Here is a 21954-nt window from a genome sequence, read left to right as displayed (position 1 = left end):
ACATGCCGCTGACCTGCGACGTTCAGCCGGGCGATCGGCTCAACGGCACTGCGCCGACCGGCGGCAGGCCCGCGGCGGTCGACACGAGGGACGCGAACGCGACGGCGTGTCGGGACAGATCGCCGTCGCTCTCCGTGGGGGACCAGGAGGCGCGCAGCTCGACGTCGTCCTCCCGCGGGGGCGTGTCGCCGGGGCCGCCACCGTCCGCGCTGAGCCCGCCGAAGCGGACCGACGAGGTCTGGGTGACGGTCCCGCCGAGCGCGGTGAAGCCCGCCCCGGCGTGGTCGAGCGCGTCGGTCAGCCAGGACCATCCGATGCGCGGCAGCATGTCGTCGCCGAGCTGGCCGGGCTCCAGCCGGGCCTGCACGAAGCAGACCAGCCGGAAGGTGCCCTCCCAGCGTTCCTGACCCTCGGGGTCGTGGAGCAGGATCAGCCGGCCGGAGGTGTCCGGCTCGTCGAGGTCGTCGGTCCCGTCGCCGCGGTGCCCGATGTCGGCCTCGACGCTGGTCGCCCAGCTGTACGGCGCGAGCCGGGGTGGGGCCTCGAGCGGCCGCACCACGAGCTCGGGGCGCGGTCGGACCGACGCGAGCGAGCGGACCGCGCTGCGGAACGCTGCTGGTGGTGGTGAGTTCGGGTCCGGCACGGCGTCGGACTCTAGGGTGCGATACCGGTCGTACCTGGCAGGCGCGCCGGGGCGCCCGACTACCGGCCCCGTCCGCGTGGGATCATCCGGGGGTCATGACTGCAGGCATCGTCTCCGCGCCCCCCGCCCGCCGCGACCTCTCGGGCGCTCCGTTCCTCGATGCAGTGCGCGGCGCGACGCCGTCGCGGCTGCCGGTCTGGTTCATGCGTCAGGCGGGTCGCTCGCTGCCGGAGTACCGGGCCCTGCGCCGGGACAACGAGATGCTCGAGGCGTGCCTGACCCCGGATCTGACCTGCGAGATCACCCTGCAGCCGGTCCGCCGCCACGACATGGACGCGGCCATCCTGTTCTCCGACATCGTGGTGCCGCTGCACCTGGCGGGCATCGGGATCGACATCGTGCCGGGCACCGGCCCCGTCGTGGACTCGCCGGTCCGCACCGCCGCCGACGTCGCGGCCCTGCCCGAGCTGGCTCCGGACCAGGTGACGCGCGTCACCGAGGCGATCGGTCTGCTGCTGCCCGAGCTGGGCCGGGTCCCGCTGATCGGGTTCGCGGGCGCCCCGTTCACCCTCGCCTCCTACCTCATCGAGGGCGGCCCGAGCCGCAACCACGAGCGGACCAAGTCCCTCATGCGCTCCGCTCCCGAGGTCTGGCACGCCCTGCTCGGCAAGCTCGCCGTGCTCACCGGCACGTTCCTGCAGCAGCAGGTCGCCGCCGGGGTGGACGCGGTCCAGCTCTTCGACTCCTGGGCGGGCGCGCTCTCCGAGCGCGACTACCGCGAGTTCGTGCTGCCGCACTCCGCCGCCGTGCTCGGTGCGCTCGCCGGGGCCGGGGTGCCGCGGATCCACTTCGGGGTCGGCACCGCCGAGCTCCTGGGCGCGATGACCGAGGCCGGCGCCGACGTGATCGGCGTCGACTGGCGGACCCCGCTCGACGTCGCGGCCCGCCGTGCCGGGGGAGCGGTGCCCGTGCAGGGCAACCTCGACCCGGCCGTGCTGTTCGCCGGCCAGGACGCCGTCGACGCCGAGGTCGTGCGGATCGCGGCCGAGGGCACCCGCACCCGCGGGCACGTGTTCAACCTCGGCCACGGTGTGCTGCCGGCGACCGACCCGGACGTGATCACCCGGACCGTCGAGACGGTGCACGCCCAGCCCGTGTCCGGGCCGACGGGCGAGCGTCCGGCGCGATGACCCGCGTCGCCGTCGTCGGCGGCGGTGTCTCCGGGCTGGCGTGCGCGCACCGGCTGCGGACGCTGCTCGGCCCGTCCGCCGAGATCGTCGTGCTGGAGCAGCGTGACCGGCTCGGTGGGGTGCTGCGCACCGTCGACCTCGCGGGCGCGCCGTTCGACGTCGGCGCGGAGGCCTTCCTCGCCCGCCGCCCCGAGGTCCCCGCACTGCTCGCCGAGATCGGGCTGGCGGGCGCACTCACCCACCCCACCGCGGCGACGGCGACGATCCGCGCCGGGGGCCGCACCGTCGCCCTGCCCCGCGGCACCCTGATGGGCGTGCCCGGCCGGGACGCCGACCTCGGGGGAGTGCTGTCCGACGCCGGACGGGCCGCGGTCGCCGCCGAGCCGTCCACGCCGCTGGCGTGGGAGCCCGGCACCGACATCGCGCTCGGGACGCTGCTGCGCCGTCGGTTCGGCCCGGAGGTCGTCGACCGGATCGCCGACCCGCTGCTGGGCGGTGTCTACGCCGGCCGGGTCGACCGGCTCGGCCTGCGCGCCACGGTCCCGGCGCTCGCCGCCGCGCTCGACGCGGGGGCCGGATCGCTCACCGAGGCGGCCAGCACCGGGATGGCCGCGTCCGGCCAGCGCAGCGGCACCCTCGCCGCCGGCACACCGGCCGCGGGGGCCGGCGCCACCACACCGCCGGTCGCCGGGAGCCAGGTCACCAGGAGCCAGGCCGCCGGGGGCTCCGGGGTCGACCCCGCGGCGGTGCCACAGCCGGTGGCCGCCGGACCGGTCTTCGGTGCCGTGCGCGGGGGCTACCGCGAGATGATCGCCGCACTCGTCGCCGCGTCGGCGGCCCGGGTGCGCACCGGCGTCACCGTGCGGGAGCTGCACCGCCGCCCCGACGGCTGGCGGCTGGTCCTCGGCCCGGTCCCGCAGCCCGAGGCGCTCGACGTCGACGCCGTCGTCCTCGCCGTCCCCGCACCCGCCGCGCGCCGGCTGCTGGAGCCGGTCGTACCGGCCGCGGCCGCGGCGGCCGGGCGGATCGAGCTCGCCTCCTCCGCGGTCGTCGCGCTCGCCTACCGGGCGGCCGACGTCGCCGGCCTGCCCGGCACCTCCGGCTGTCTGGTCGCCGCGGACGAGCCGCTGTCGGTCAAGGGCGTCACCCACGCGTCGACGAAGTGGGCCCACCTCGGTGCGGACGGTCTGGTCCGGATCCGGGCCTCGATCGGCCGGTTCGGGGAGGAGGCGAGCCTGCAGGTCGACGACGCCGAGCTCGTCGACCGCGTCCGCGCCGACCTGGCCGTCCTCGACGGCGTCGACGCCGTCCCGGTCGCGTCGTTCGTGCAGCGCTGGGGCGGCGGTCTGCCGCAGTACGGCGTCGGCCACGGCGCGGTCGTCGACGCGCTGGAGTCGGCCGTCGCCGCCGTCGGGGGCCTGGAGGTCGCCGGGTCGATGCTGCACGGGGTCGGTGTCCCCGCCTGTGTGGCGACCGCGCGGTCCGCCGCCGAGCGGCTCGCCGCGGCCCTGCCCTCCGCACCGACCGGTCGCTGAGGGCACCCTCACCGGCCGCGTACCATGCCCGACATGGCCCGCGTGGACGTCAAAGCGATCAACGACACCATCCGCTACACCATGTGGTCGGTCTTCCGGGTCGAGCCCGGCCGCCTCGGCGACGACCGTGCCCCCGCCGCCCGCGAGGCCACCGAGTACCTCGACGCGCTCGCGAACAAGGACGTCGCCGTCCGCGGCGTGTACGACCTCGCCGGTGTGCGGCACGACGCCGACTACATGATCTGGTGGCACGCCTCGGAGATCGAGTCGCTGCAGGCCGCCTACTCCGACCTGCGCCGCACCACCGCGCTCGGCCGGGCCAGCGTGCCGGTCTGGAGCCAGACCGCGCTGCACCGCCCGGCGGAGTTCAACAAGAGCCACGTCCCGGCGTTCATGGCCGGCGAGGACCCGAAGCGCTACGTCTGCGTCTACCCGTTCGTCCGGTCCTACGAGTGGTACCTGCTGCCCGACGCCGAGCGCCGGAAGATGCTGGCCGACCACGGCATGGAGGCCCGCGACTACCCGGACGTGCGCGCCAACACGGTTCCGGCCTTCGCCCTCGGCGACTACGAGTGGATCCTCGCCTTCGAGGCCGACGAGCTGTACCGCATCGTCGACCTCATGCGGCACCTGCGCGGCACCGAGGCCCGCCGCCACGTGCGCGAGGAGATCCCGTTCTACACCGGCCCGCGGGTCGAGGTCGGCGACCTCGTCGCGTCCCTGCCGTGAGCCGGGCGCGGGGCCGTCGCGCGACGGCCCCGCACCGGTGTCAGCCCTCGGCGGGCTCCAGGGTCAGCGACACCGAGTTGATGCAGTAGCGCAGGTCGGTCGGGGTGCCGTAGCCCTCGCCCTCGAACACGTGGCCGAGGTGGCCGTGGCAGTTCGCGCACAGCACCTCGGTGCGCGTCATGCCCAGGCTGGAGTCGACCCGCTCGATGACGGCATCGCCCGCGAGCGGGGTGAAGAACGACGGCCACCCGCAGTGCGACGCGAACTTCGAGTCGCTGCGGAACAGCTCCGCCCCGCAGGCCCGGCAACGGTAGACGCCGGTGGTGGTCGTGTCGGTGTACTCACCGGTGAACGGGCGCTCGGTCCCGGCCTTGCGGAGCACCTGGTACTCGGCCGGGCTCAGCTGGGCCCGCCACTCCTCGTCGGACTTCTGCACCTTCGGGGCCGGGAGCTCGGACCCGGAGGCGGTGGTGTTGCGGCTGAACAGACCCATGCATCCACGGTAACCCGTTGATCGGTCGTGTGCCGCCGGTCGTCGGACCCGGGTGGCTCGTCAGACCCAGGTGGCGACCACGAACCCGGCCGCGTTCGCGACGACCCACGCCGCGACGAACAGCAGCAGCACCGTCACCGCGACCGCGGCGGCCCGCCGGGGGCCCCGTAGCCGGTTCGCCGACTCCGCGAAGTCCCCGACACCGCGGATGTAGCCCTCCACCGAGCACGACGGCAGCCGCTGCATGCGGTCCAGGTGCGCGGCGAACTCCCGCGCCTCGGGATCCTCCGGGTCGAGGCCCAGCAGGTCGTCGTCGAACCGGGGGGACCGGTAGGAACTCATGGGCACACGATAGTCACCGGGGGTAGGTTCGCCGGGTGGCGAGCCGTGAGGTCGTGATGCTGCAGGTCGACGGGCCGGACGGGCCGCGTGAGGTCCGCCTGACCAGCCCGGACAAGGTGGTGTTCGGCGAGCTCGGGATCACCAAGCGCGAGGTGGTCGAGTACTACGTCGCGGTGGGGGAGCCGATGGCGTCCGCGCTGCGTGACCGCCCCACCAACCTGAAGCGGTTCAACTCCGGGGTGGACGGCGAGCCGTTCTTCGTCAAACGCGTCCCGAAGGGTGCCCCGGACTGGGTGCGGACCTGCACGGTGACCTTCCCCAGTGGCCGCACCGCCGAGTCGGTGTCGATCACCGAGCCGGCGACGATCGCCTGGGCGGCCAACCTCAACACCCTCGACTTCCACCCGTGGCCGGTCCGCTGCGCCGACACCGACCACCCCGACGAGCTGCGCATCGACCTCGACCCGCAGCCGGGCACCGACTTCGGCGACGCCGTCGTCGTCGCGCAGACGCTGCGCGAGGTCCTCACCGAGGCCGGACTGACCGGGTGGGCCAAGACCTCCGGCGGGCGGGGCGTGCACGTCGCCTGTCCGATCCGGCCCGAGTGGGACTTCGTGGAGGTCCGGCACGCCGTCATCGCGATCGCCCGGCGCGTCTGCCGGCGGATCCCGGAGCTGGCCACGGTGGACTGGTGGAAGGAGGAACGCGGCGAGCGGGTGTTCCTCGACTACAACCAGGCGGCCCGTGACCGCACCATCGCCTCGGCCTGGTCGGTGCGCGGTCTGCCCGCCGCGACCGTCTCCATGCCGGTCACCTGGGACGACCTCGGCGAGGTCGACCCCGCGGCGTTCACCCTGCGCACCGTGCCCGGTCTGCTGGAACGCCACGGGGACCCGCACGCCGGGATGGGCGAGGAGCGGGGGAGCTGCGCGAGGGCGCTGGAGTGGTACGCCGAGGACGAGGCCGAGCGCGGCCTGGGGGACCTGCCCTACCCGCCGGAGTACCCGAAGATGCCCGGCGAGCCGCTGCGGGTGCAGCCCAGCCGGGCGCGCAAGCAGTAGCCACCGCGGCCACGCCGGCGACCGTCGAGATCACCGGGACCGGGTCGGCGCACCGACCCGGGGGCCGGTCGCGGTGGCAGAATCCCCTGCCATGTACGCGGTCCTGGACGACGGTCCCTACGCGGGTGAGCAGGTGCGCATCGACCCCGACGCCACCGGCCGTCCGCCGCGGACGATCGAGCTGTCCGACCCCGGCGGGGGCCCCAGGGGCTACGTGCTGATCGGACCGCTCGCCGACGCCGACCGCTGGCTCTACCGGCGCGCCCGCGGCGACGTCGACGCGTGATCACCGGTTGTGGAGCGCAGCGTCCGTGAGCCGGGCGGGATCCTCCACGACCGGTGATCACGCACCGCGTTCGCGGGCGCGCTTGCGGCGCTTCCCCTCGTGCATGGCCGCGACCCGCGGTACCGGGATCGCCCGGCCCTCGGTGAGCAGCACCTCCTGCAGGGCCGCGGGTGCGGGCCGCAGCTCCGACCAGGTCGGGCGTCCGTCGAGCAGACCGGCCACGGTGCCCACCGTGAAGTCGGCGGGCGAGGCCCCGTCCAGTTCGTCCCAGGTGAGGGGGAACGACACCGGCAGGCTGGGGCGGGCCCGCGGGCTGTAGGGCGCGGCGAGGGTGGCCCCGCCTGCCCGGGTCGGGTCGAGGAAGACCCGCCCGCCGCGGTCGTCCCGGATGAACGCGGTCGTCGCGATGTCGGGGGCCAGCGCCGCGGCGCGGGCGCACACCGCGCGGGTCGCGGCGAACGCGTCGTCGATCGGGAGCTGCTCGGACAGCGGGACCACCAGGTGCAGGCCGGTGGCACCGCTGGTCTTGACCGCGGCGGCGAGGCCCAGCTCGGCCAGCGCCGCCCGGACCGGGTGCGCGGCCGCGACGACGCGCTCGAAGCCGGCGCCGTCGGGCGGGTCGAGGTCGATCACGAGCTCGCCGGTGGTCGTCGCGCCGTGCGGCACGAGGGTCGGGTGGAACTCGACCGCACGCTGGTTGCCGAACCACAGCAGCGTGCGGCGGTCGTGGCAGAGCGGGTAGTGCACGGTGCGCTGCGAGGACTCCGCCCACACGTCGACGGTCGGGATCCAGTCCGGCGCCCCGCGCGGGAGGTTCTTCTGCATGAACGGCGCCTGGCCGGGGCGGGCCCGCACCACCGACAGGGGCCGGTCGGCCAGCGCGGGCAGCAGGAGCTCGGCGACGGCGTCGAGGTGGTCGAGCAGGGCCCGCTTGGTGACGCCGGCGCCGTCGAAGGCCTCGGCGTCCAGGCTGGTGAGCTCCACCCCGTCGCGGACCTCGTCGACCTGCCGGCGCGCCACGGCTCAGCTCCCGATGAACCCGCGCTCGGCCAGCCAGGCCCGCGCGACGTCACGGGGGCTCTGCCCGCCTGCGGAGACCCGGCCGTTGAGCTGCTGCACGGTCTGCTGGTCCAGGGCCGCGGTGATCGGGGCGAACAGGTCGGCGACCTGCGGGGCCCGGTCGAACACGTCGGCCCGGAAGACCGGGACCGCGCTGTAGGTGATGTGGTAGCCGCGGTCGTCGGTGAGCACCTTGAGGCCCAGCGCCGGGATGCGGCCGTCGGTGGCGGCGACCTCGCCGAACAGGCAGACGCCGTCGGCCGTCGACTGGAAGATGACACCCTGGTCGAGGGTCTTGCGCCGGTCACCGGGCAGCTCGAAGCCGTAGGCGCGCTGGAGCCCGGCGAGGCCGTCGGCTCGGGAGGCGTACTCGGTCTCGACGCAGACGTCGCCGGGCTGGCCGGAACGGACATAGGCGGCCATGTCGCTGATCGTGTTCAGGTTCAGCCGGGCGGCCGTCGCCCCGTCGACGACGAAGGAGTACGTGTTGTCGAACCGGGCGCGGTCCAGCCACACCACGCCGTTCTGCACACGGTCGCGCCGGCGCAGCTCGGCCAGTACCTGGTCGTCGGGCAGGGTGCGGGTCTCGCGCAGGTACGACGCCCACGCGGTGCCGGTGTACTCCCAGTAGGTGGAGATGTCCCCGGACAGCAGCGCCTGCCGGGTGGCGTCGGACCCGCCGATGTTGCACCGGTCGGTCACCGAGGCCCCGGCCGACTCCAGCGCCGCGATCGAGATCTGGCACAGGATCTGCTGCTCGTCGAAGTTCTTCGACCCCACGACGTAGGTCCGCCCGGACAGGTCGACGCCCCGGGCGAGCGACCCGGCCGTCGCCCGTGGCCCGCCGCCGGCCAGGCCGGTGCAGCCGCCCACCAGCAGCGCGACGGCGAGCAGGGCCGGGACCAGCGTCCGCAGCCTGCGGCCGGGGAAGGGGCTCACGGGATCGTCCTGCTTCGCCGGGAGGGCATGGTCCGGTCAGCCGATCACGAACCGTCCCCCGGCGCAACGTTCACGCGCGCACGGTGATCGACCCGGGACACTGCGACAACGGGACACCGCGACCCCGCACCCGGTGGAGCCGGGGCGGGGTCGCGGCGGGCGCACCGGGACACCTCAGCCGATGAAGCCCTTCTGGGTCAGCCACTCACGCGCGACGTCGCGTTCGTTCTGGCCGAAGGAGGACACCTTGCCGTTCAGGTCGAGGATGGTGTTGTAGTCCAGGGCCTGGGCGATCGGCGCCAGCACCTGCCGGACGGCGGGGTTGGCGTTGTAGACGTCGGCGCGGATGGTCGGTGCCGCGTTGTAGGTGACGTGGTAGCGCTTGTCGTCGTCGAGGACCTTGAGCTTCAGGCCGGGGATGCGGCCGTCGGTGGTGAAGACCTCGCCGAACAGGCACTTGTTGTCCGCGGTGGCCTGGTAGATCACGCCGGTGGCGAGCACCTGCGGGTTCTGGGCGGTGAAGCCGTAGGTCTTCTCCAGGCCGCGCAGGCCGTCGTCACGGGAGTTGTACTCGGTCTCCACACACATCGAACCCGCCGGTGCCCGGCCCGACTTGATGTAGTCGGCCATCTGCGACAGCGTCGTGATGCCGAGCTCCTGCGACTTCGCCTCGGTCATGGCGAAGGCGTAGGTGTTGTTGAAGTTGGCCTTGTCCAGCCACTGGATCTTGTTCTGCTCCAGGTCGCGCTGGGCGACGAGGTTGTAGAGCTCGTTGTCGTCGGTGACCCGGCGGGTCTCCTTGAAGAAGGAGGCCCAGGCGGTACCGGTGTACTCCCAGTAGATGTTGATGTCCCCGGCCAGCAGCGCCTGGCGGGTGACGTCGGTGCCACCGGTGTTGCAGCGGTCGGTGACGTTGCCGCCGGCCGACTCGAGCGCGGCGACGGTGATCTGGCAGAGCACCAGCTGCTCGTCGAAGTTCTTGCCGCCGACGACGTAGTTCTGTCCGCTCAGGTCACCGGCCTGGGCCAGCGAGCCGCCGGAGGCCGACGGGCCACCGCCGCTCAGGCCGCCACAGCCCGCCAGGGCGAGCGCCGCCGCGGCGGCCGTCGCCGTCAGGGCGAGACGCCGGGATCGTCCGAACTTCACGTGTCCTCCAGGGAATGCGGTACTGCGGGGATTCGGGGGCGAGCGGGGCCCGCGTCAGCCGGCGTTGCGGCGGACGGCGTACTCGGCGAGACCGGCGAGCCAGTCCACGATCAGGGCCAGCGCGGCGACGATGGTCGCGGCGACGAGGGTTCCGGTGGGGCGGCCGAGCTCGAGCATCCCCTTGATCGGCTCGCCGAGACCGCCGGCGCCGACGTAGGTGGCCAGGGCCGCGGTGCCGACGTTCAGCACGAGCGCGACGCGGACGCCGGCGACCATGACCGGTGTCGCCAGCGGCAGCTCGACACGCAGCAGCGTCTGCCGCGCCGACATCCCGATGCCGCGGGACGCCTCGATCAGCGCCTTGTCGACCTGCTGGAGCCCGACCACGGTGTTGGTGAGCACCGGCAGCAGCGCGGCCAGTGCCAGCGCGACGACGGCGGTGGGCAGGCCCAGCCCGAGCGGGGAGAACGCGAGCAGGACGATCACGCCGAACGCGGGCAGGGCCTGCATGAACCCGGTGAACGCCAGGATCGGGCGCTGGATCCGGTGGGCGGACGGGCGGCTGATCGCGATGCCGGCCGGGATCGCCACGATGATCACGACGAGGGTGGACAGGCCGGTCAGCACCAGGTGCTCGCCGAGCCGCTCCCCGAGCGAGCTCGCGTTGATCACCGAGGCCTCGACGTCGTCGAGGCCCTGGGAGGCGGCGTAGAGCAGCACCAGCACCACACCGACGACGGCGATGAGCGGGTTGACGATGAGCGACCGGTCCAGCCGCCGGGTCCGTCGGACGACCGGCTCGGCCGAGGACGACCCGGACGGCGCGCCAGCGCCGGTCTCCTCGGCGGCGGGGGCGCTCACGAACCGGCCTTCGTCTTGAGGCCCTCGACGAGGTCACGCCACCAGAGCGCGCCCTGCAGCCTCTGCTGCTCGTCGACCACGCCGACCAGCTCGGTCTGGGAGTCGAGCATGACGTCGACGGCGTCGTAGACGGTCCCGGTGCGCGGCACCGTGACCAGCTTGGGCAGGTCGGCGGTGCCCGGCAGGTAGGCCCAGCGCACCGGGCGGCCCTGCGCGTCGGCCTCGTAGGTGGGGGAGCCGTTGCGGGCGGCGGTGCCGTCGAGGTCGACCGGCTGCAGCTCCAGGCGGGACAGCTCCAGCAGCGACAGCCGCCGGACCGCGGCGCCGGCGCCGACGAACTCGGCGACGAACTCGTTGGCCGGGTGGGTCAGGATCATGTCGGGGGTGTCGTACTGCTGCAGCGTGCCGCCGGGCCCGAACACCGCGATCCGGTCGCCGAGCTTGACCGCCTCGGTGAGGTCGTGGGTGACGAAGCAGATGGTCTTGGCGAGCTGCTGCTGCAGCTCCAGGAACTCGTCCTGGATGCGCTCGCGGGTGATCGGGTCGATGGCGCCGAACGGCTCGTCCATCAGCATCACCGAGGGGTCCGCGGCGAGTCCGCGGGCGACGCCGACACGCTGCTGCTGTCCGCCGGAGAGCTGGCGCGGGTAGCGGTCGCGGTAGTCCTTGGGCTCCAGCCCGACCAGGTGCAGGAGCTCGTCGACCCGGGCGGTGATCCGGTTGCGGTCCCACCCGAGGATCTTCGGGACGACGGCGATGTTGTCGCCGATCGTGAAGTGCGGGAACAGGCCGACCTGCTGGATGACGTAGCCGATGTGGCGGCGCAGCTCGTCGGCGTTGACGTCGGTGACGTCGTCGCCGTCGAGCAGGATGCGACCCGTGGTGGGCTCGATGAGCCGGTTCATCATCTTGAGCGTGGTCGTCTTGCCGCAGCCGGACGGCCCGATGAACATCGAGATGGTGCCCTCGGGCACCTCCAGGTCGAGTTCCTGCACGGCCGGGGTGGTGGACTTCGGATAGGTCTTGCTGATGCCTTCGAGAGCGATCATCGGCTTGCCGGAATCAGACACGGATCCCCCTCGGGGTGGTGAAGCGCTGCACGATCCAGAAGACGACCTCGTAGACCGCAGCCACGACGAGGCAGCCGAGCGTGGCCGCCAGAACCTGGTTGAACGAGTTGACCGATCCCAGCCGTTGCAGGCCGAGGAAGAGCGAGGAGCCGAAGCCGGGGCCGTTGATGGCGCCGGCGACGACGGCGATACCGATGATGATCAGGACGGCGACCCGGATGCCGGACAGGATCACCGGCCAGGCCAGCGGCAGCTGGATGGTGACCATCCGGCGCACCGAGCCCATCCCCATTCCTCGGGCGGACTCGAGGACGGCGTCGTCCACCGAGGAGAGCCCGGCGACGACGTTGCGCAGCACCGGGTAGATCGCGTAGATCGTCAGGGCCGTCAGCGACGGCGTGACGCCGAGCCCCAGGATCGGCTGCAGCAGGCCGAACAGCGCCAGGGACGGGATCGTCAGCGCGGCGGAGAACACGATCAGCAGCGCCTCGCGGGAGCCCGCGCGGACCGGGCGGCTCCATGATTCGGGCGTCAGACGATTGGTGTGCAGCAGGGTGCCCGCCGCCAACGAGATCACGACCGCGATTCCGACCGAGATCGCGACCACCAGGAAATGCTGCTGGCCGTAGAACACCAACTGGTTCAGCTGGGTGCCGACATAGGTGAAGAAATCCACCGTGCTCCTTCCGCCCGGGGGCCGTGTCCGCCGCTCGGGGCAGGGGCACGGTCCTTCCGCACCACTCGTCGTCGGGTCCGTTCGGCGTTACACCCACCCGAACGACGTGACCGGGAGTTCGCGTGCGCCCACCGGTGCGGTGGGCATGACCTGCGGCCTCCTGCTCGCCCGACGGAGCCTAGCCGCAGAACGGTGGGGGCGGTAAGTCGAGCGGACCGTTCCGGGACGATGGCGTCGGCATTCCGGAAACGTTTCGTGCCACCGTCGTCGCAGGTGGGGATGGGCGACAACGCTGTTCCCGCAACCGCACCGGAAAGCGGCGGATACGCAATCGTGACCTTCTGCGCCGGTTTCGTCGCATCCCGACCGCGGTCCGGCTCCACCCAGGGTGAGCCGCCCGGAGCACGCGGTTACGGCGGGCAGACCACGGGCTGGGAGGGCGCCCGGCCGGTCAGCAGCGCCCGGTCGACGAGGCCGGTGACGCAGGGGGTGCGCGGATACGCCCCGGTCCCGCTGCCCTGCCAGCGCACCAGCCGCCCCGTCGCGAGCTGTTGGGCTGTCCGTTCCGCGCCGCTCTGCGGCGAACGCGGGTCCTGCGCGGTCCCGATCACGAGGACCGGGGGCGGGGGAGCGCCCTGCGGCGCCGCCGGGGTGACCGGCCCGCCCGAGGGCCACGGCCCGCAGGCCACGAGGTCCTGCGCCGCAGCGACACCGAACAGCGGGAAGCGCTGCGCCCACTGCCCGGCCAGGCCGGCGGCCTCACCGGGGGTCACCCGCACCCGGCTGTCGTTGCAGCGGGTGGCCAGGGTGGCGTCGAAGCGGCCCTGCGGGCCTCCCAGCGGGGCCAGGATGCGGACCAGGCCCGCCGGGTCGCCGTCCCCGGCGGCGACCAGCGCGGACTGCAGCTCCGGCCAGCGGGCGGGCTGGGACAGGACCGAGCGGACCGCGCGCAGCGTCGCGCCCGCGGTGACGGCGTCGCCGTCGCCGGCCGGCAGGGCGGTGCGGGACAGGCGGAACACCAGCTCGTCGACGTAGCCGCGCGGGTCGGGGCCCAGCGGGCAGGCCGGCGAGGCGGTGCAGGCCACGGCGAAGGCGTCGAAGGCCTTCTCCGCGGCCGCGGTCGTGCTCTCGGTCCGGGCGGGCTCGTCGAGGGTGGGGTCACCGGGGCCGTCGAGCACGACCCGCCCGACGGAGCCCGGGTGCGCGCCGATCCAGGCAGCCGCGGCGTCGGCGCCGTCGCCGACGGCGAGCAGGTCCAGCCGGGCCGCGCCCAGCACGGACCGCAGCGACTCCAGGTCGTCGGCGCCGCTCGCGGCGCGGTAGCTGGTCAACGTCCCCGACAGCAGCAGGTTGCAGTCCTGCACCACCTCGCGGGCGCGTTCCAGCAGTGCCGTCATGGCGGCCTCGTCGCGGCGGTCCGGTCCGGCGTCGAGCAGGATGGCGCGCGCGTCGACCGGGGCGCAGTCGAGCAGGTCCTCCCCGGTGCCGCGGCGGTCCATGCCGATCACCTGGTAGCGGTCGAGCACCGCGGCGGGCAGTCGGGCGGCGAGGCTCACCGCGGTCCGGGCGGACCCGTCGGTACCGGTGTCGCCGAGCACGACCAGCGCCGGCCGCCCGTCCGGCGCGCCGGGCGTGGTGACCCGGGTCAGACCGAGCCGGGCCGGGCCCAGCTCGGGCCGGTCCCGGTCGGCGGGCACGGTGAGCCGGGCGCAGCCGACCGTCAGGGGGCGCCCGGCGGGCAACGGGGTGCCCGCGGTGGTCAGCGCCGCGGCCGTGTCGGCGGTGCAGTCGGTGAACCCGGTGGTGCGGACCGGGTCGGAGTCCGGCAGCAGGTCGGGGTCGGCGGGCGGGCCCGCGGCCGAGGTCGGAGGGGCGGCGGGCAGCTGTTCACCGCGCACCGCCACCGGTGGCCGCTGCGACGGCCCGACCGCACACCCGGCGAGCAGCACCGCGGCGAGCAGGACCCCGAGCACACTCCACCGCCGCACGAGCACCGATCATGCCCGCACCGGGGTGTGGCCTCGGTGAGCGGCCCCGCTCCTACCGCGCCGTCCAGCCGCCGTCCTGGGACAGCGACGTCCCGGTGATCGACGCCGACGCCGGCCCCCACAGCAACGCGGCCAGCTCCGCGGTCTCGGCGGGCTCGATCAGCCGCTTCACCGCCACCGGGGTGAGCATGATCTTCGTGACGACCTCGTCCTCGGAGATCCCGTGCGTGCGGGCCTGGTCGGCGATCTGGGCCTCGACCAGCGGGGTGCGCACGTAGGCCGGGTTGATGCAGTTGCTGGTCACGCCGTGCTCGGCGCCCTCCAGCGCGGTGACCTTCGACAGGCCCTCGAGGCCGTGCTTGGCCGAGACGTAGGCGGACTTGTACGGCGAGGCCCGCAGGCCGTGCGCGGAGGAGATGTTCACGACCCGGCCCCAGCCACGGGCGTACATGTGCGGCAGCGACCGCCGGATCAGCCGGAACGGCGACTCCAGCATCAGGCGCAGGATGTTCGAGAACATCTCCGGGTCGAACTCCTCCAGCCGCGAGACGTGCTGGCGGCCGGCGTTGTTGACCAGGATGTCGACATCGGTGGGCAGCTGCTCGACGGCGTCGAGGTCGGACAGGTCGCACCCCAGCGGCGTGACCAGGTCGCTCTCGGCGGCCAGCGGGGCCACCCGGTCCTCGGCGAGGTCCACCGCGTACACCCGCGCCCCGTCGGCGACGAGCCGGCGCGCCACCGCGGCCCCGATCCCGCTGCCCGCCCCGGTGACGAGGGCCGTCCTGCCGTCCAGCACTGCGCTCATGCCGACGACCGTACGGACGCCGGCCGGCCCGGCTCCTGTGAGCCGGGTCACCCACCCGGCCGGTGGGTCAGGAGACCCGCGGGCGGTCGTCGCGAGGGGCCGCGTCCAGCTCCAGCCGCACGGCGACGGGCAGGTCCGCCATCCCCAGCGCGTCGCGGATCGCGGGCAGGACCTCGGCGTCGAGGCGGCGGCAGATCTCGGCGACCTCCCCGTCGGCGACGTCCTCGTCGACCCACACGGTGGCGCGCACCGCGGGTGCGGAGGCGCTGCCGACCATCCGGGCCCGGGCCCGGGTCACCCCGGGCAGCGTGGCGGCCCCGTCGGCGACGGCGTCGGCCGCGGCGGAGGCGCCGATCCGGATCTCGGTGTCCGGTCCGCCGTCCAGGACCAGCTCCGGGCGGGGCTCCGGGCGCAGCGACCGGGCGGTCCACCAGAGCCCGAGCAGCACCAGCACGAGCCCGGCCAGGACCGCGACCAGCCGGGCGGCGGTGCCGTGGTCCAGCAGGAACTGCTCGACCACCGGGTCCAGCAGCGGGCGCTGCGGGCGGCCCCGCCCGAAGACCCCGGTCACCAGGAGCACGGTGAGCACGCCGACGGCGAGCAGCAGCCCGCCGAGGAGGACGAGGCCGGTGCGGGCACCGCCCGCGGAGCGGTACTGGGCGCGCCGCGCGGTCCGCGCCGCGCGGCGCGGGTTCGCGAGGGCGGGTGCCGGCGACCCTCCCGCCGGGATCCCGGTCGAGCTCGCGTCGTCGGTCATCACTGCACTTCCTTCGAGCCCGGCTGGTCCGGGGTGGCGCGCACGGTCAGGCGCGGCCGCCGGGCCAGGGGAAGCGCGTCGAGGACGCCGGAGGCGGCGGCGCGGGCCGCCTCGCGCAGCACGTCGACGTCCCCGCGGCCGCGGGCGTTCACCACGACCGAGCGGGCCGACGCGGTCACCGAGGCCGCGGTCACCGGGTCCGCGGCCCGGACCCGGGTGCCGACCAGGCGGGCCAGCACCCGCGGCGCGGTGGCGACGGTGAGCCCGGGCGACGGCGCGTCGAGTGCGACATCGTGGCGCCGGGCGAGCAACCCGACGAGCAGCAGCACGGCCCCGACGACGATCACCCCCACCGCGACCCAGAGCACCGGCTGCGCGGTCCACAGGGTGTTCTGGACGGTGGTGCGCCAGTCCCGCCAGGGGACGAGCAGCCCGGGGCCGGAGACCCGGCCGGCCCAGGCCGCCACCACCTCGACGACGACGAGCGCGCCGAACGCGGCCACCACCAGGCTCAGCAGCGGCGCGAGAACGCGGAGCAGGACACGCACGGGGTCCGGCCTCCCTCTTCCGACTCGGTCACGGGTCCGACGGTTCTACTGCACGTCTACTGCACGCGGGGGGAGGCCGGGCGCGGCCCGGCGTCCCCCGATCGGAGGGCCTCGACCTCGACGGTCAGGCCGCGCAGACGGTGCCCGGTGGTGCGACGCAGGTCGGCGTCGATCCGCTCCCGGACCTCGGCGACGGCGGCCCGCACCGACCCGGGGTGGGCCAGGGTGAGCCGCAGCCGGACGTCGACCTCGCCGGCGTCGCCGGTCTTGCCGGTCGTGTCGTCGCTGGTGACCCCGACCGTGCCCCGCGCCGGACCCGACCGCCGGGTCACCCGGGCGGTCGGTCCGGACTCGCCGACGTCGAGCCCGGCGACCCGCCGGGCGCGGTGCCGGGTCGCCGGCGCGGTGTCCGCGGCGTACTCGACGATCTTGCGCAGCACCGCCGGGTCGATCTCCAGGACGCCGCGCTCGGCGGGGTCGGGGAGGGTGCTCACCGGTCGCGGCCCCGGCCGAGGCCGGACAGGTCCAGCTCGCCGTCGAGGACCCGGCCGACGACCAGGCCGATGATGCCGAGCACCAGGGTGATGACGAAGGCCAGGAAGCCGCCGGTGGCACCGGCGACGCCCAGCAGGAGGCCCGCGAGCAGGCCGGTCTGGGTGGCGTTCATGAGATGTCCTCTCCGGGACGGGTGGGGCGGGGTGAGTGCCGGCCGGGCCGGTCGACCCGGGGGTGCGTGCGACGTCGGACGGTGCGGATCAGGGCCACCAGGACCCGGGTCGGCAGCGGCAGGTCGCGCACGATCTCGATCGGTGCGTCGTAACGGGGGTCGTCGTGGCGGGGGTCGTCGAGGCCGGATGCCGCCCCGCCGTGCGGGTCGGCCGCGAGGGCGCGGAAGCGGGCCAGCCCGGCGCGGAAGACCTCCGGGTCACCCCCGCGGTCGGGGTGGTGGGTACGGACGAACGAGCGGTAGGCCGACCGTTGCTCGGGGGTGAGGCCCCCGGGCCCGCCGGGGTCCGGCTCGACCATCCCGTTCCCACCTCCACCTCAGGTGACCTCCACGTCGGTCACCGTCACGTCGACCGGGACCCCGTCGACCAACGGCGCGACCGATGCCCGCAGCGCCGCGACGGTAGCCGGGATCGGCCGGTCCAGGCGCAGCACCACCCCGATCTCGACCGGATCGTCGGCACCTCCGATCCCGACGCCGACCAGCCGTCGTCCGGGGAGCCAGGTCGCGACGGTGCCGAACGCGCCGCCGTCGAGCTGCACCACCGACGGGTGCGCGGCGACCGTCTCGGCGACCAGCTCGGCCAGGACGGCCGGGCTCCGTGCGGGCACCGTCACTCCACGACGCGGCCGGTCGGGGCAGGAGCCGCCGGGGCGTCGTCCCGGCCGTCGTCCTCGCCGGCCAGGTGGATGTCGTTCACCGCGATGGTGACCTCGATGACCTCCAGCCCGGTCATCCGCTCGACGGCGCCGATGACGTTGCGGCGCACGGCCGCGGCCAGGTCGGCGATGGCGACGCCGTACTCGACGACGACGTCCAGGTCGATCGCGGCCTGCTTCTCGCCGACCTCGACCGCCACGCCCGCGACGGTCGAGGCGCCGCTGGTGCCGCCGCCGGGGATGCGCTCGCGCAGCGCACCGAAGGCGCGCGACGCGCCGGAGCCCATCGCGTACACGCCGGAGACCTCGCGGGCGGCGATGCCGGCGATCTTCTGCACGACGGACGGGGCGATCGTGGTGCGGCCCTGGCCGGTGCCCTCGGCGAGGCGCCCCGCGGGTGTCGTGGCGGAGGTGGTGGTCGGGGTGCCGGAGGTCATCGGTGCTCCTCTCACGGGCCGGCCCCGGGTGGGGGCCCGCCGCGGTGCGTGTGGTGTCCCCCGTGAGATGCCCGTCCCCGGACCTCCCTCACGGTGGTTCACCCGTTCGGCGCAGCCGGGATCCCCGCGGTGGCACGGACGTAGTGCAGGAGCAGTGTCCCGTCGGCCGCCGCCTCGTGGCCGGCCAGGCGCAGCGCACGCGGCACGGGGAGGGGGTCCGGCCCGGTCGCGATCCGCCTCTCGGGGCCCCCGACCAGCACCGGGACCAGGGTGAGGCGCAGCTCGTCGACGACGTCGGCCCGGACCAGCGCGCCGAGCAGGGTCGGCCCGCCCTCGCACAACACGGAGGTGTGGCCGCGGCGGCCGAGGGCGGTGAGCAGCGTGGTGGGGGAGAGGTCGTCGAGCAGCACGACGTCGGCGCCCGCGGCGGCGAGCGCGGCGCGCCGGTCGGCGGGGGCGGCGGTCGTGGTGAGCACGACCGGTGGGGTGACGGTGTCGGTGAACAGCCGTGCGCCGGGGTCCAGCCCGGCCGACCCGGTCACGACGACGACCGGCGGCGGCCCGGGCTGCCGCCCGTCCGGCCCGGGACGGCGCGGCCGGACCCCGCGGTAGTCCTCGTCCCGCGCGGTGCCCGCCCCGACGAGCACGCAGTCCGCCGACCGGCGCAGGGCACGGAACAGGGCCCGGTCGGCGGGGGTGGACAGGCCGCCGGAGCCGGCCCCGCCCGCGCTCACGGCACCGTCGGCGGAACTGACCATGACCGCGGTGACCCGCGGCCGGACGGGTGGGGGACCGGACGCGGAGGGCTCGGTGGACACCCGCCGAGCATCCCGCCGTGCGGGCGACGTGACGCACGGGGGTGTTCTGCCGTAGGGCAGCCTCACTTATGGTGAGCGGAGCCGCACCGGATGGGTGGGGCATCCGGTCGAGCAGGGGGCCACGAGCACGGTGAACGCGATCCAGGTCCGACCACCGTCGGCACAGCAGCCGGCCCCCCCACGGCGGTCGTTGCGCCGCCGTCGGCTGATCGGCCTCGCGGCGCTGGCCGCGGCGCTGCTGCTCGCGGTGCTGGCCAGCATCGCGATCGGGACCAAGGTCATCCCGGTGAACGAGGTGTTCTCCGCGCTGGTCGCCCCGACCGGCAGCGAGAACGACGTGGTCATCCGCTCCCTGCGGATCCCGCGCACCCTGCTCGGGCTGCTGGTCGGGATCGCGCTCGGCCTGGCCGGCGCGCTGGTGCAGGGCTTCACCCGCAACCCGCTCGGCGACCCGGGCCTGCTGGGCGTCAACGCGGGGGCGGCGTTCTTCGTCGTCATCGGCATCTACGTCTTCGGCGTCAGCACGCTGTTCGGCTACGTCTGGTTCGCCTTCGCCGGTGCGCTGGTCGCCAGCGTCGTGGTGTTCGTGATCGGCACCCGGGCACCCGGCGGCGCCACCCCGGTCTCGCTGGCGCTGGCCGGCGCGGCGGTCAGCTTCCTGCTGCAGGCGGGCACGTCCTCGGTGGTGCTGCTCGACGAGACCAGCCTCGACGCCTACCGGTTCTGGGTGGTCGGCTCGCTCGCCGGGCGCGACGCGGCGGTCGGCGGCCAGGTGGTGTGGTTCATCGTCGTGGGCGCGGTGCTCGCGCTGGCCAGCGCGCCCGCGCTCAACGCGCTCTCCCTCGGCGACGACGTCGCCACCTCGCTGGGGCACTCGGTCCGCCGGACCCGGGTCGTCGGCGTCGTCGCGATCACGCTGCTCGCCGGTGCGGCCACCGCGGCCTGTGGGCCGATCGCGTTCCTCGGGCTGATCGTGCCGCACGTCGTGCGGGTGTTCACCGGACCCGACCACCGGTGGCTGCTGCCCGCCGCGGGGCTCGCGGGGGCGGTGGTGCTGCTGCTCGCCGACGTCGTCGGACGGGTGGTGGCCCGCCCCGGTGAGCTGCAGGTCGGCATCGTGATCGCGTTGATCGGCGGGCCGTTCTTCATCGCGCTGGTGCGCCGACGCAAGCTGGGGGCCGTGTGAGCACGCTGACCGACCCGGACACCGGGCCCCGGCCTTCGACGGTGGTCGTCCCCGGTCGCCGCGCCGTCCGCGCGGGCCGCTTCTCCGGTGTGCTGCGCGTGCGCACCGCGGTGGTGCTGCTCGTCTGCGCCGTCGCGCTGGTGCTCGCCGCCGCGGTCAACATGGGCCGCGGCGACTACCCGATCGCACTCACCGACGTGCTGGCGACGCTGTTCGGCGGCGGCGACGCGGGCCAGCAGCTCGTGGTGCTGGAGCTGCGGCTGCCGCGCACCCTGGTCGGCGCCCTGGTCGGCGGCGCGCTCGCCGTGTCCGGGGCCATCCTGCAGGCGGTCGCCCGCAACCCGCTGGCGAGCCCGGACATCATCGGTGTCCAGTGGGGCGCCAGCGCCGCGGCGGTGTTCATCATCGTGCTCGGCGGTGGCGCGGCCGGGGTCGGCGGCGCGTTCGCCTCGCTCGGCATCCCGCTCGCCGCCCTGATCGGCGGGCTCGTGGCCTCGGTCGCGGTGTACGTGCTGGCCTGGCGCAAGGGCATCCAGGGCTTCCGGCTGGTGCTGATCGGCATCGGCATCCAGGCCGTGCTCGTCGCGGCGGTGCAGTGGCTGCTGACCGTCGCGCAGATCTACCAGGCCGCGCAGGCCCAGGTCTGGCTGAACGGCAGCCTCAACGCGCGCAGCTGGAACGAGGTCGTCCCGCTGTCGATCGCGATGCTGGTGCTCGTGCCCGCGGCGCTGGTCCTGGTGCACCTGCTGGGCGCACTGCGCTTCGACGACGACACCGCCCGCGGCCTCGGCGTGCGGGTGAACGGTGCCCGCACCGCGCTGCTGCTCGTCTCCGTCGGCCTCGCCTCGGTCGCGACCGCGGCCGCGGGCCCGATCGCCTTCATCGCGCTGGTCACCCCGCAGATCGCGCGTCGGCTCTGCCGGGTCGGGACCCCGCCGATCGGGGTCTCGCTCGTGCTGGGCGCCGCGCTGACCGTGCTGTCCGACCTGATCGCCCGCACCGCACTGGGGTCCGTCGAGCTCCCGGTCGGCATCGTGACCGCGGTGCTCGGCGCCCCGTTCCTGCTGTACCTGCTCGCCCGCACCCGCCAGGAGGCCCGTCGATGAGCACCGTCGAGGACATCAGTGTCGCGGAGGCCACCGCCTCCCCGACGACGACCGCGGGCGAACCCGTCCGCCCCGGCGAGGTCCGGCTGTCGGCCGAGCAGGTCACGCTCGGCTACGGCGACCGCACCATCGTCGACGGGCTGGACCTGGAGGTGCTGCCCGGCGCGGTCACCACCGTGATCGGCCCCAACGGCTGCGGCAAGTCCACCGTGCTGCGCGCGCTGGGCAGGCTGTTGCCCGCCCGGGCCGGCCAGGTGCTGCTCGACGGCAAGCGGATCGACCGCACCCCGACCAAGGAGGTCGCGCGGGTGCTGGGGATCCTGCCGCAGTCGCCGCTGGCGCCCGAGGGGCTCACCGTCGGCGACCTCGTCGCCCGCGGTCGGCACCCGCACCAGGCCTGGTACCGGCAGTGGTCCTCGGACGACGAGCGCGCCGTCGCCGAGGCGCTGGCCTGGACGGGCCTGTCCGACCTCGCCGAGCGCCCGGTCGACGAGCTGTCCGGTGGCCAGCGCCAGCGCGCCTGGATCTCGATGGCCCTGGCGCAGCAGACCGACCTGCTGCTGCTCGACGAGCCGACCACCTTCCTCGACCTGGCCCACCAGGTGGACGTGCTGGAGTTGGTGCGGCGGTTGCAGTCCGAGGCGGGCCGCACCGTGGTCATGGTGCTGCACGACCTGAACCTGGCCGCCCGCTACGCCGACCGGCTCGTCGCGATGAAGGACGGCCGGATCGTCGCGGCGGGTTCGCCGGCCGAGGTCGTCACCGAGGAGCTGCTCGCCGACGTGTTCGGGCTGCGGGCCCGGGTGCTGCCCGACCCGGTCACCGGCACCCCGCTGGTCGTGCCGGACGCGGGCCCGTCGCTGCGCGCCCCGGAGCCGATCGCCGAGGCATGA

General features: G+C 74.7%; 27 protein-coding genes. 8 read left to right on the top strand and 19 right to left on the bottom strand.

Going from position 1 to position 21954, the window contains the following annotated elements; all coding sequences use genetic code 11:
* Nucleotides 1–22: 22 nt before the first annotated feature.
* A complete protein-coding gene (locus tag FVA95_RS13995; protein WP_149664607.1) occupies nt 23–643 on the bottom strand; it encodes a DUF3000 domain-containing protein in 621 nt (206 codons plus the stop codon).
* A gap of 95 nt (nt 644–738) precedes the next feature.
* Here FVA95_RS13995 and hemE point away from each other — a divergent pair, with 95 nt between their 5' ends.
* From hemE to hemQ, 3 genes are read left to right on the top strand one after another with little or no spacing between them, the layout of a single operon-like run.
* Complete coding sequence (gene hemE / locus FVA95_RS13990; protein ID WP_149664606.1) at nt 739–1833, top strand: uroporphyrinogen decarboxylase; 1095 nt, start codon at nt 739–741, stop codon at nt 1831–1833.
* On the top strand, nt 1830–3368 hold the full coding sequence (gene hemG / locus FVA95_RS13985) for a protoporphyrinogen oxidase (protein WP_149664605.1): 1539 nt from the start codon (nt 1830–1832) through the stop codon (nt 3366–3368). Before hemE ends, hemG begins: the two co-directional genes overlap by 4 nt.
* Before the next feature lie 33 nt (nt 3369–3401).
* Nucleotides 3402–4097, top strand: a complete 696-nt coding sequence (gene hemQ, locus FVA95_RS13980) for a hydrogen peroxide-dependent heme synthase (protein ID WP_043280124.1) — start codon at nt 3402–3404, stop codon at nt 4095–4097.
* 40 nt (nt 4098–4137) lie between these two features.
* On the opposite strand, the gene msrB is transcribed toward hemQ, so the two are convergent.
* On the bottom strand, nt 4138–4590 hold the full coding sequence (msrB, locus tag FVA95_RS13975) for a peptide-methionine (R)-S-oxide reductase MsrB (protein WP_149664604.1): 453 nt from the start codon (nt 4588–4590) through the stop codon (nt 4138–4140).
* Between the two features lie 60 nt (nt 4591–4650).
* Nucleotides 4651–4932, bottom strand: coding sequence for a hypothetical protein (locus tag FVA95_RS13970; protein ID WP_149664603.1), 282 nt, complete (start codon nt 4930–4932; stop codon nt 4651–4653).
* Between the two features lie 35 nt (nt 4933–4967).
* Between FVA95_RS13970 and ligD the strand changes: the two genes are divergently transcribed.
* Together ligD and FVA95_RS13960 are read left to right on the top strand one after the other, a co-directional pair.
* A complete protein-coding gene (gene ligD / locus FVA95_RS13965; protein WP_370460865.1) occupies nt 4968–5993 on the top strand; it encodes a non-homologous end-joining DNA ligase in 1026 nt (341 codons plus the stop codon).
* 91 nt (nt 5994–6084) lie between these two features.
* Nucleotides 6085–6279, top strand: a complete 195-nt coding sequence (locus tag FVA95_RS13960; protein ID WP_149664602.1) for a hypothetical protein — start codon at nt 6085–6087, stop codon at nt 6277–6279.
* 57 nt (nt 6280–6336) lie between these two features.
* Here the strand turns inward: FVA95_RS13960 and FVA95_RS13955 are convergent, their stop codons facing one another.
* The 16 genes from FVA95_RS13955 to FVA95_RS13880 form a co-directional block, all read right to left on the bottom strand.
* Nucleotides 6337–7299, bottom strand: a complete 963-nt coding sequence (locus tag FVA95_RS13955; protein ID WP_149664601.1) for a DNA polymerase domain-containing protein — start codon at nt 7297–7299, stop codon at nt 6337–6339.
* Nucleotides 7300–7302: 3 nt separating this feature from the next.
* A complete protein-coding gene (locus tag FVA95_RS13950) occupies nt 7303–8277 on the bottom strand; it encodes a glycine betaine ABC transporter substrate-binding protein (protein ID WP_240051474.1) in 975 nt (324 codons plus the stop codon).
* A 174-nt stretch (nt 8278–8451) separates the two neighbouring features.
* Complete coding sequence (locus FVA95_RS13945) at nt 8452–9423, bottom strand: glycine betaine ABC transporter substrate-binding protein (RefSeq protein WP_240051473.1); 972 nt, start codon at nt 9421–9423, stop codon at nt 8452–8454.
* A gap of 54 nt (nt 9424–9477) precedes the next feature.
* Nucleotides 9478–10284, bottom strand: a complete 807-nt coding sequence (locus FVA95_RS13940; protein WP_020622351.1) for an ABC transporter permease — start codon at nt 10282–10284, stop codon at nt 9478–9480.
* Entirely contained in the window at nt 10281–11333 is a 1053-nt protein-coding gene (locus FVA95_RS13935) for an ABC transporter ATP-binding protein (protein WP_149664600.1), read from the bottom strand. The genes FVA95_RS13940 and FVA95_RS13935 overlap by 4 nt, the downstream gene beginning before the upstream one ends.
* A gap of 13 nt (nt 11334–11346) precedes the next feature.
* Nucleotides 11347–12030 (bottom strand): ABC transporter permease, encoded by a 684-nt coding sequence (locus FVA95_RS13930; protein ID WP_149664599.1) that lies wholly within the window; start codon nt 12028–12030, stop codon nt 11347–11349.
* A 410-nt stretch (nt 12031–12440) separates the two neighbouring features.
* Nucleotides 12441–14018 (bottom strand): alpha/beta hydrolase, encoded by a 1578-nt coding sequence (locus FVA95_RS13925; protein WP_149664598.1) that lies wholly within the window; start codon nt 14016–14018, stop codon nt 12441–12443.
* Between the two features lie 52 nt (nt 14019–14070).
* Complete coding sequence (locus FVA95_RS13920; RefSeq protein ID WP_149664597.1) at nt 14071–14823, bottom strand: 3-hydroxybutyrate dehydrogenase; 753 nt, start codon at nt 14821–14823, stop codon at nt 14071–14073.
* 67 nt (nt 14824–14890) lie between these two features.
* Entirely contained in the window at nt 14891–15580 is a 690-nt protein-coding gene (locus FVA95_RS13915; protein ID WP_149664596.1) for an alkaline shock response membrane anchor protein AmaP, read from the bottom strand.
* Nucleotides 15580–16128 (bottom strand): DUF6286 domain-containing protein, encoded by a 549-nt coding sequence (locus tag FVA95_RS13910; RefSeq protein WP_149664595.1) that lies wholly within the window; start codon nt 16126–16128, stop codon nt 15580–15582. Before FVA95_RS13910 ends, FVA95_RS13915 begins: the two co-directional genes overlap by 1 nt.
* A 56-nt stretch (nt 16129–16184) precedes the next feature.
* Nucleotides 16185–16622: a hypothetical protein gene (locus FVA95_RS13905; RefSeq protein WP_149664594.1), complete on the bottom strand. Its 438-nt coding sequence runs from the start codon at nt 16620–16622 to the stop codon at nt 16185–16187.
* Entirely contained in the window at nt 16619–16795 is a 177-nt protein-coding gene (locus FVA95_RS31495) for a hypothetical protein (RefSeq protein WP_020622970.1), read from the bottom strand. Before FVA95_RS31495 ends, FVA95_RS13905 begins: the two co-directional genes overlap by 4 nt.
* Nucleotides 16792–17154, bottom strand: coding sequence for a hypothetical protein (locus tag FVA95_RS13895; RefSeq protein ID WP_149664593.1), 363 nt, complete (start codon nt 17152–17154; stop codon nt 16792–16794). Before FVA95_RS13895 ends, FVA95_RS31495 begins: the two co-directional genes overlap by 4 nt.
* A gap of 18 nt (nt 17155–17172) precedes the next feature.
* The gene (locus FVA95_RS13890; RefSeq protein ID WP_193564350.1) at nt 17173–17466 is read right to left on the bottom strand and encodes a hypothetical protein; all 294 of its coding nucleotides are present in this window, start codon (nt 17464–17466) and stop codon (nt 17173–17175) included.
* 2 nt (nt 17467–17468) lie between these two features.
* Nucleotides 17469–17951, bottom strand: coding sequence for an Asp23/Gls24 family envelope stress response protein (locus FVA95_RS13885; protein WP_149664592.1), 483 nt, complete (start codon nt 17949–17951; stop codon nt 17469–17471).
* A gap of 98 nt (nt 17952–18049) precedes the next feature.
* Entirely contained in the window at nt 18050–18769 is a 720-nt protein-coding gene (locus FVA95_RS13880; RefSeq protein WP_240051472.1) for a dihydrofolate reductase family protein, read from the bottom strand.
* A gap of 139 nt (nt 18770–18908) precedes the next feature.
* Here FVA95_RS13880 and FVA95_RS13875 point away from each other — a divergent pair, with 139 nt between their 5' ends.
* The 3 genes from FVA95_RS13875 to FVA95_RS13865 are packed head-to-tail and all read left to right on the top strand — an operon-like array spanning nt 18909 to nt 21954.
* Nucleotides 18909–19955 carry an iron ABC transporter permease gene (locus tag FVA95_RS13875; protein ID WP_164514864.1) on the top strand — a complete coding sequence of 349 codons (1047 nt, stop codon included), beginning with the start codon at nt 18909–18911 and terminating at the stop codon, nt 19953–19955.
* Nucleotides 19952–21061 (top strand): iron chelate uptake ABC transporter family permease subunit, encoded by a 1110-nt coding sequence (locus tag FVA95_RS13870; protein WP_240051471.1) that lies wholly within the window; start codon nt 19952–19954, stop codon nt 21059–21061. The genes FVA95_RS13875 and FVA95_RS13870 overlap by 4 nt, the downstream gene beginning before the upstream one ends.
* Nucleotides 21058–21954 (top strand): ABC transporter ATP-binding protein, encoded by an 897-nt coding sequence (locus FVA95_RS13865; protein ID WP_149664590.1) that lies wholly within the window; start codon nt 21058–21060, stop codon nt 21952–21954. Before FVA95_RS13870 ends, FVA95_RS13865 begins: the two co-directional genes overlap by 4 nt.

The sequence above is a fragment of the Pseudonocardia sp. EV170527-09 genome, from assembly GCF_008369905.1.
Lineage (GTDB): Bacteria > Actinomycetota > Actinomycetes > Mycobacteriales > Pseudonocardiaceae > Pseudonocardia.
The sequence above is the reverse complement of the archived record's forward strand: the minus strand, read 5'-3'. Positions and strand labels throughout refer to the sequence as shown.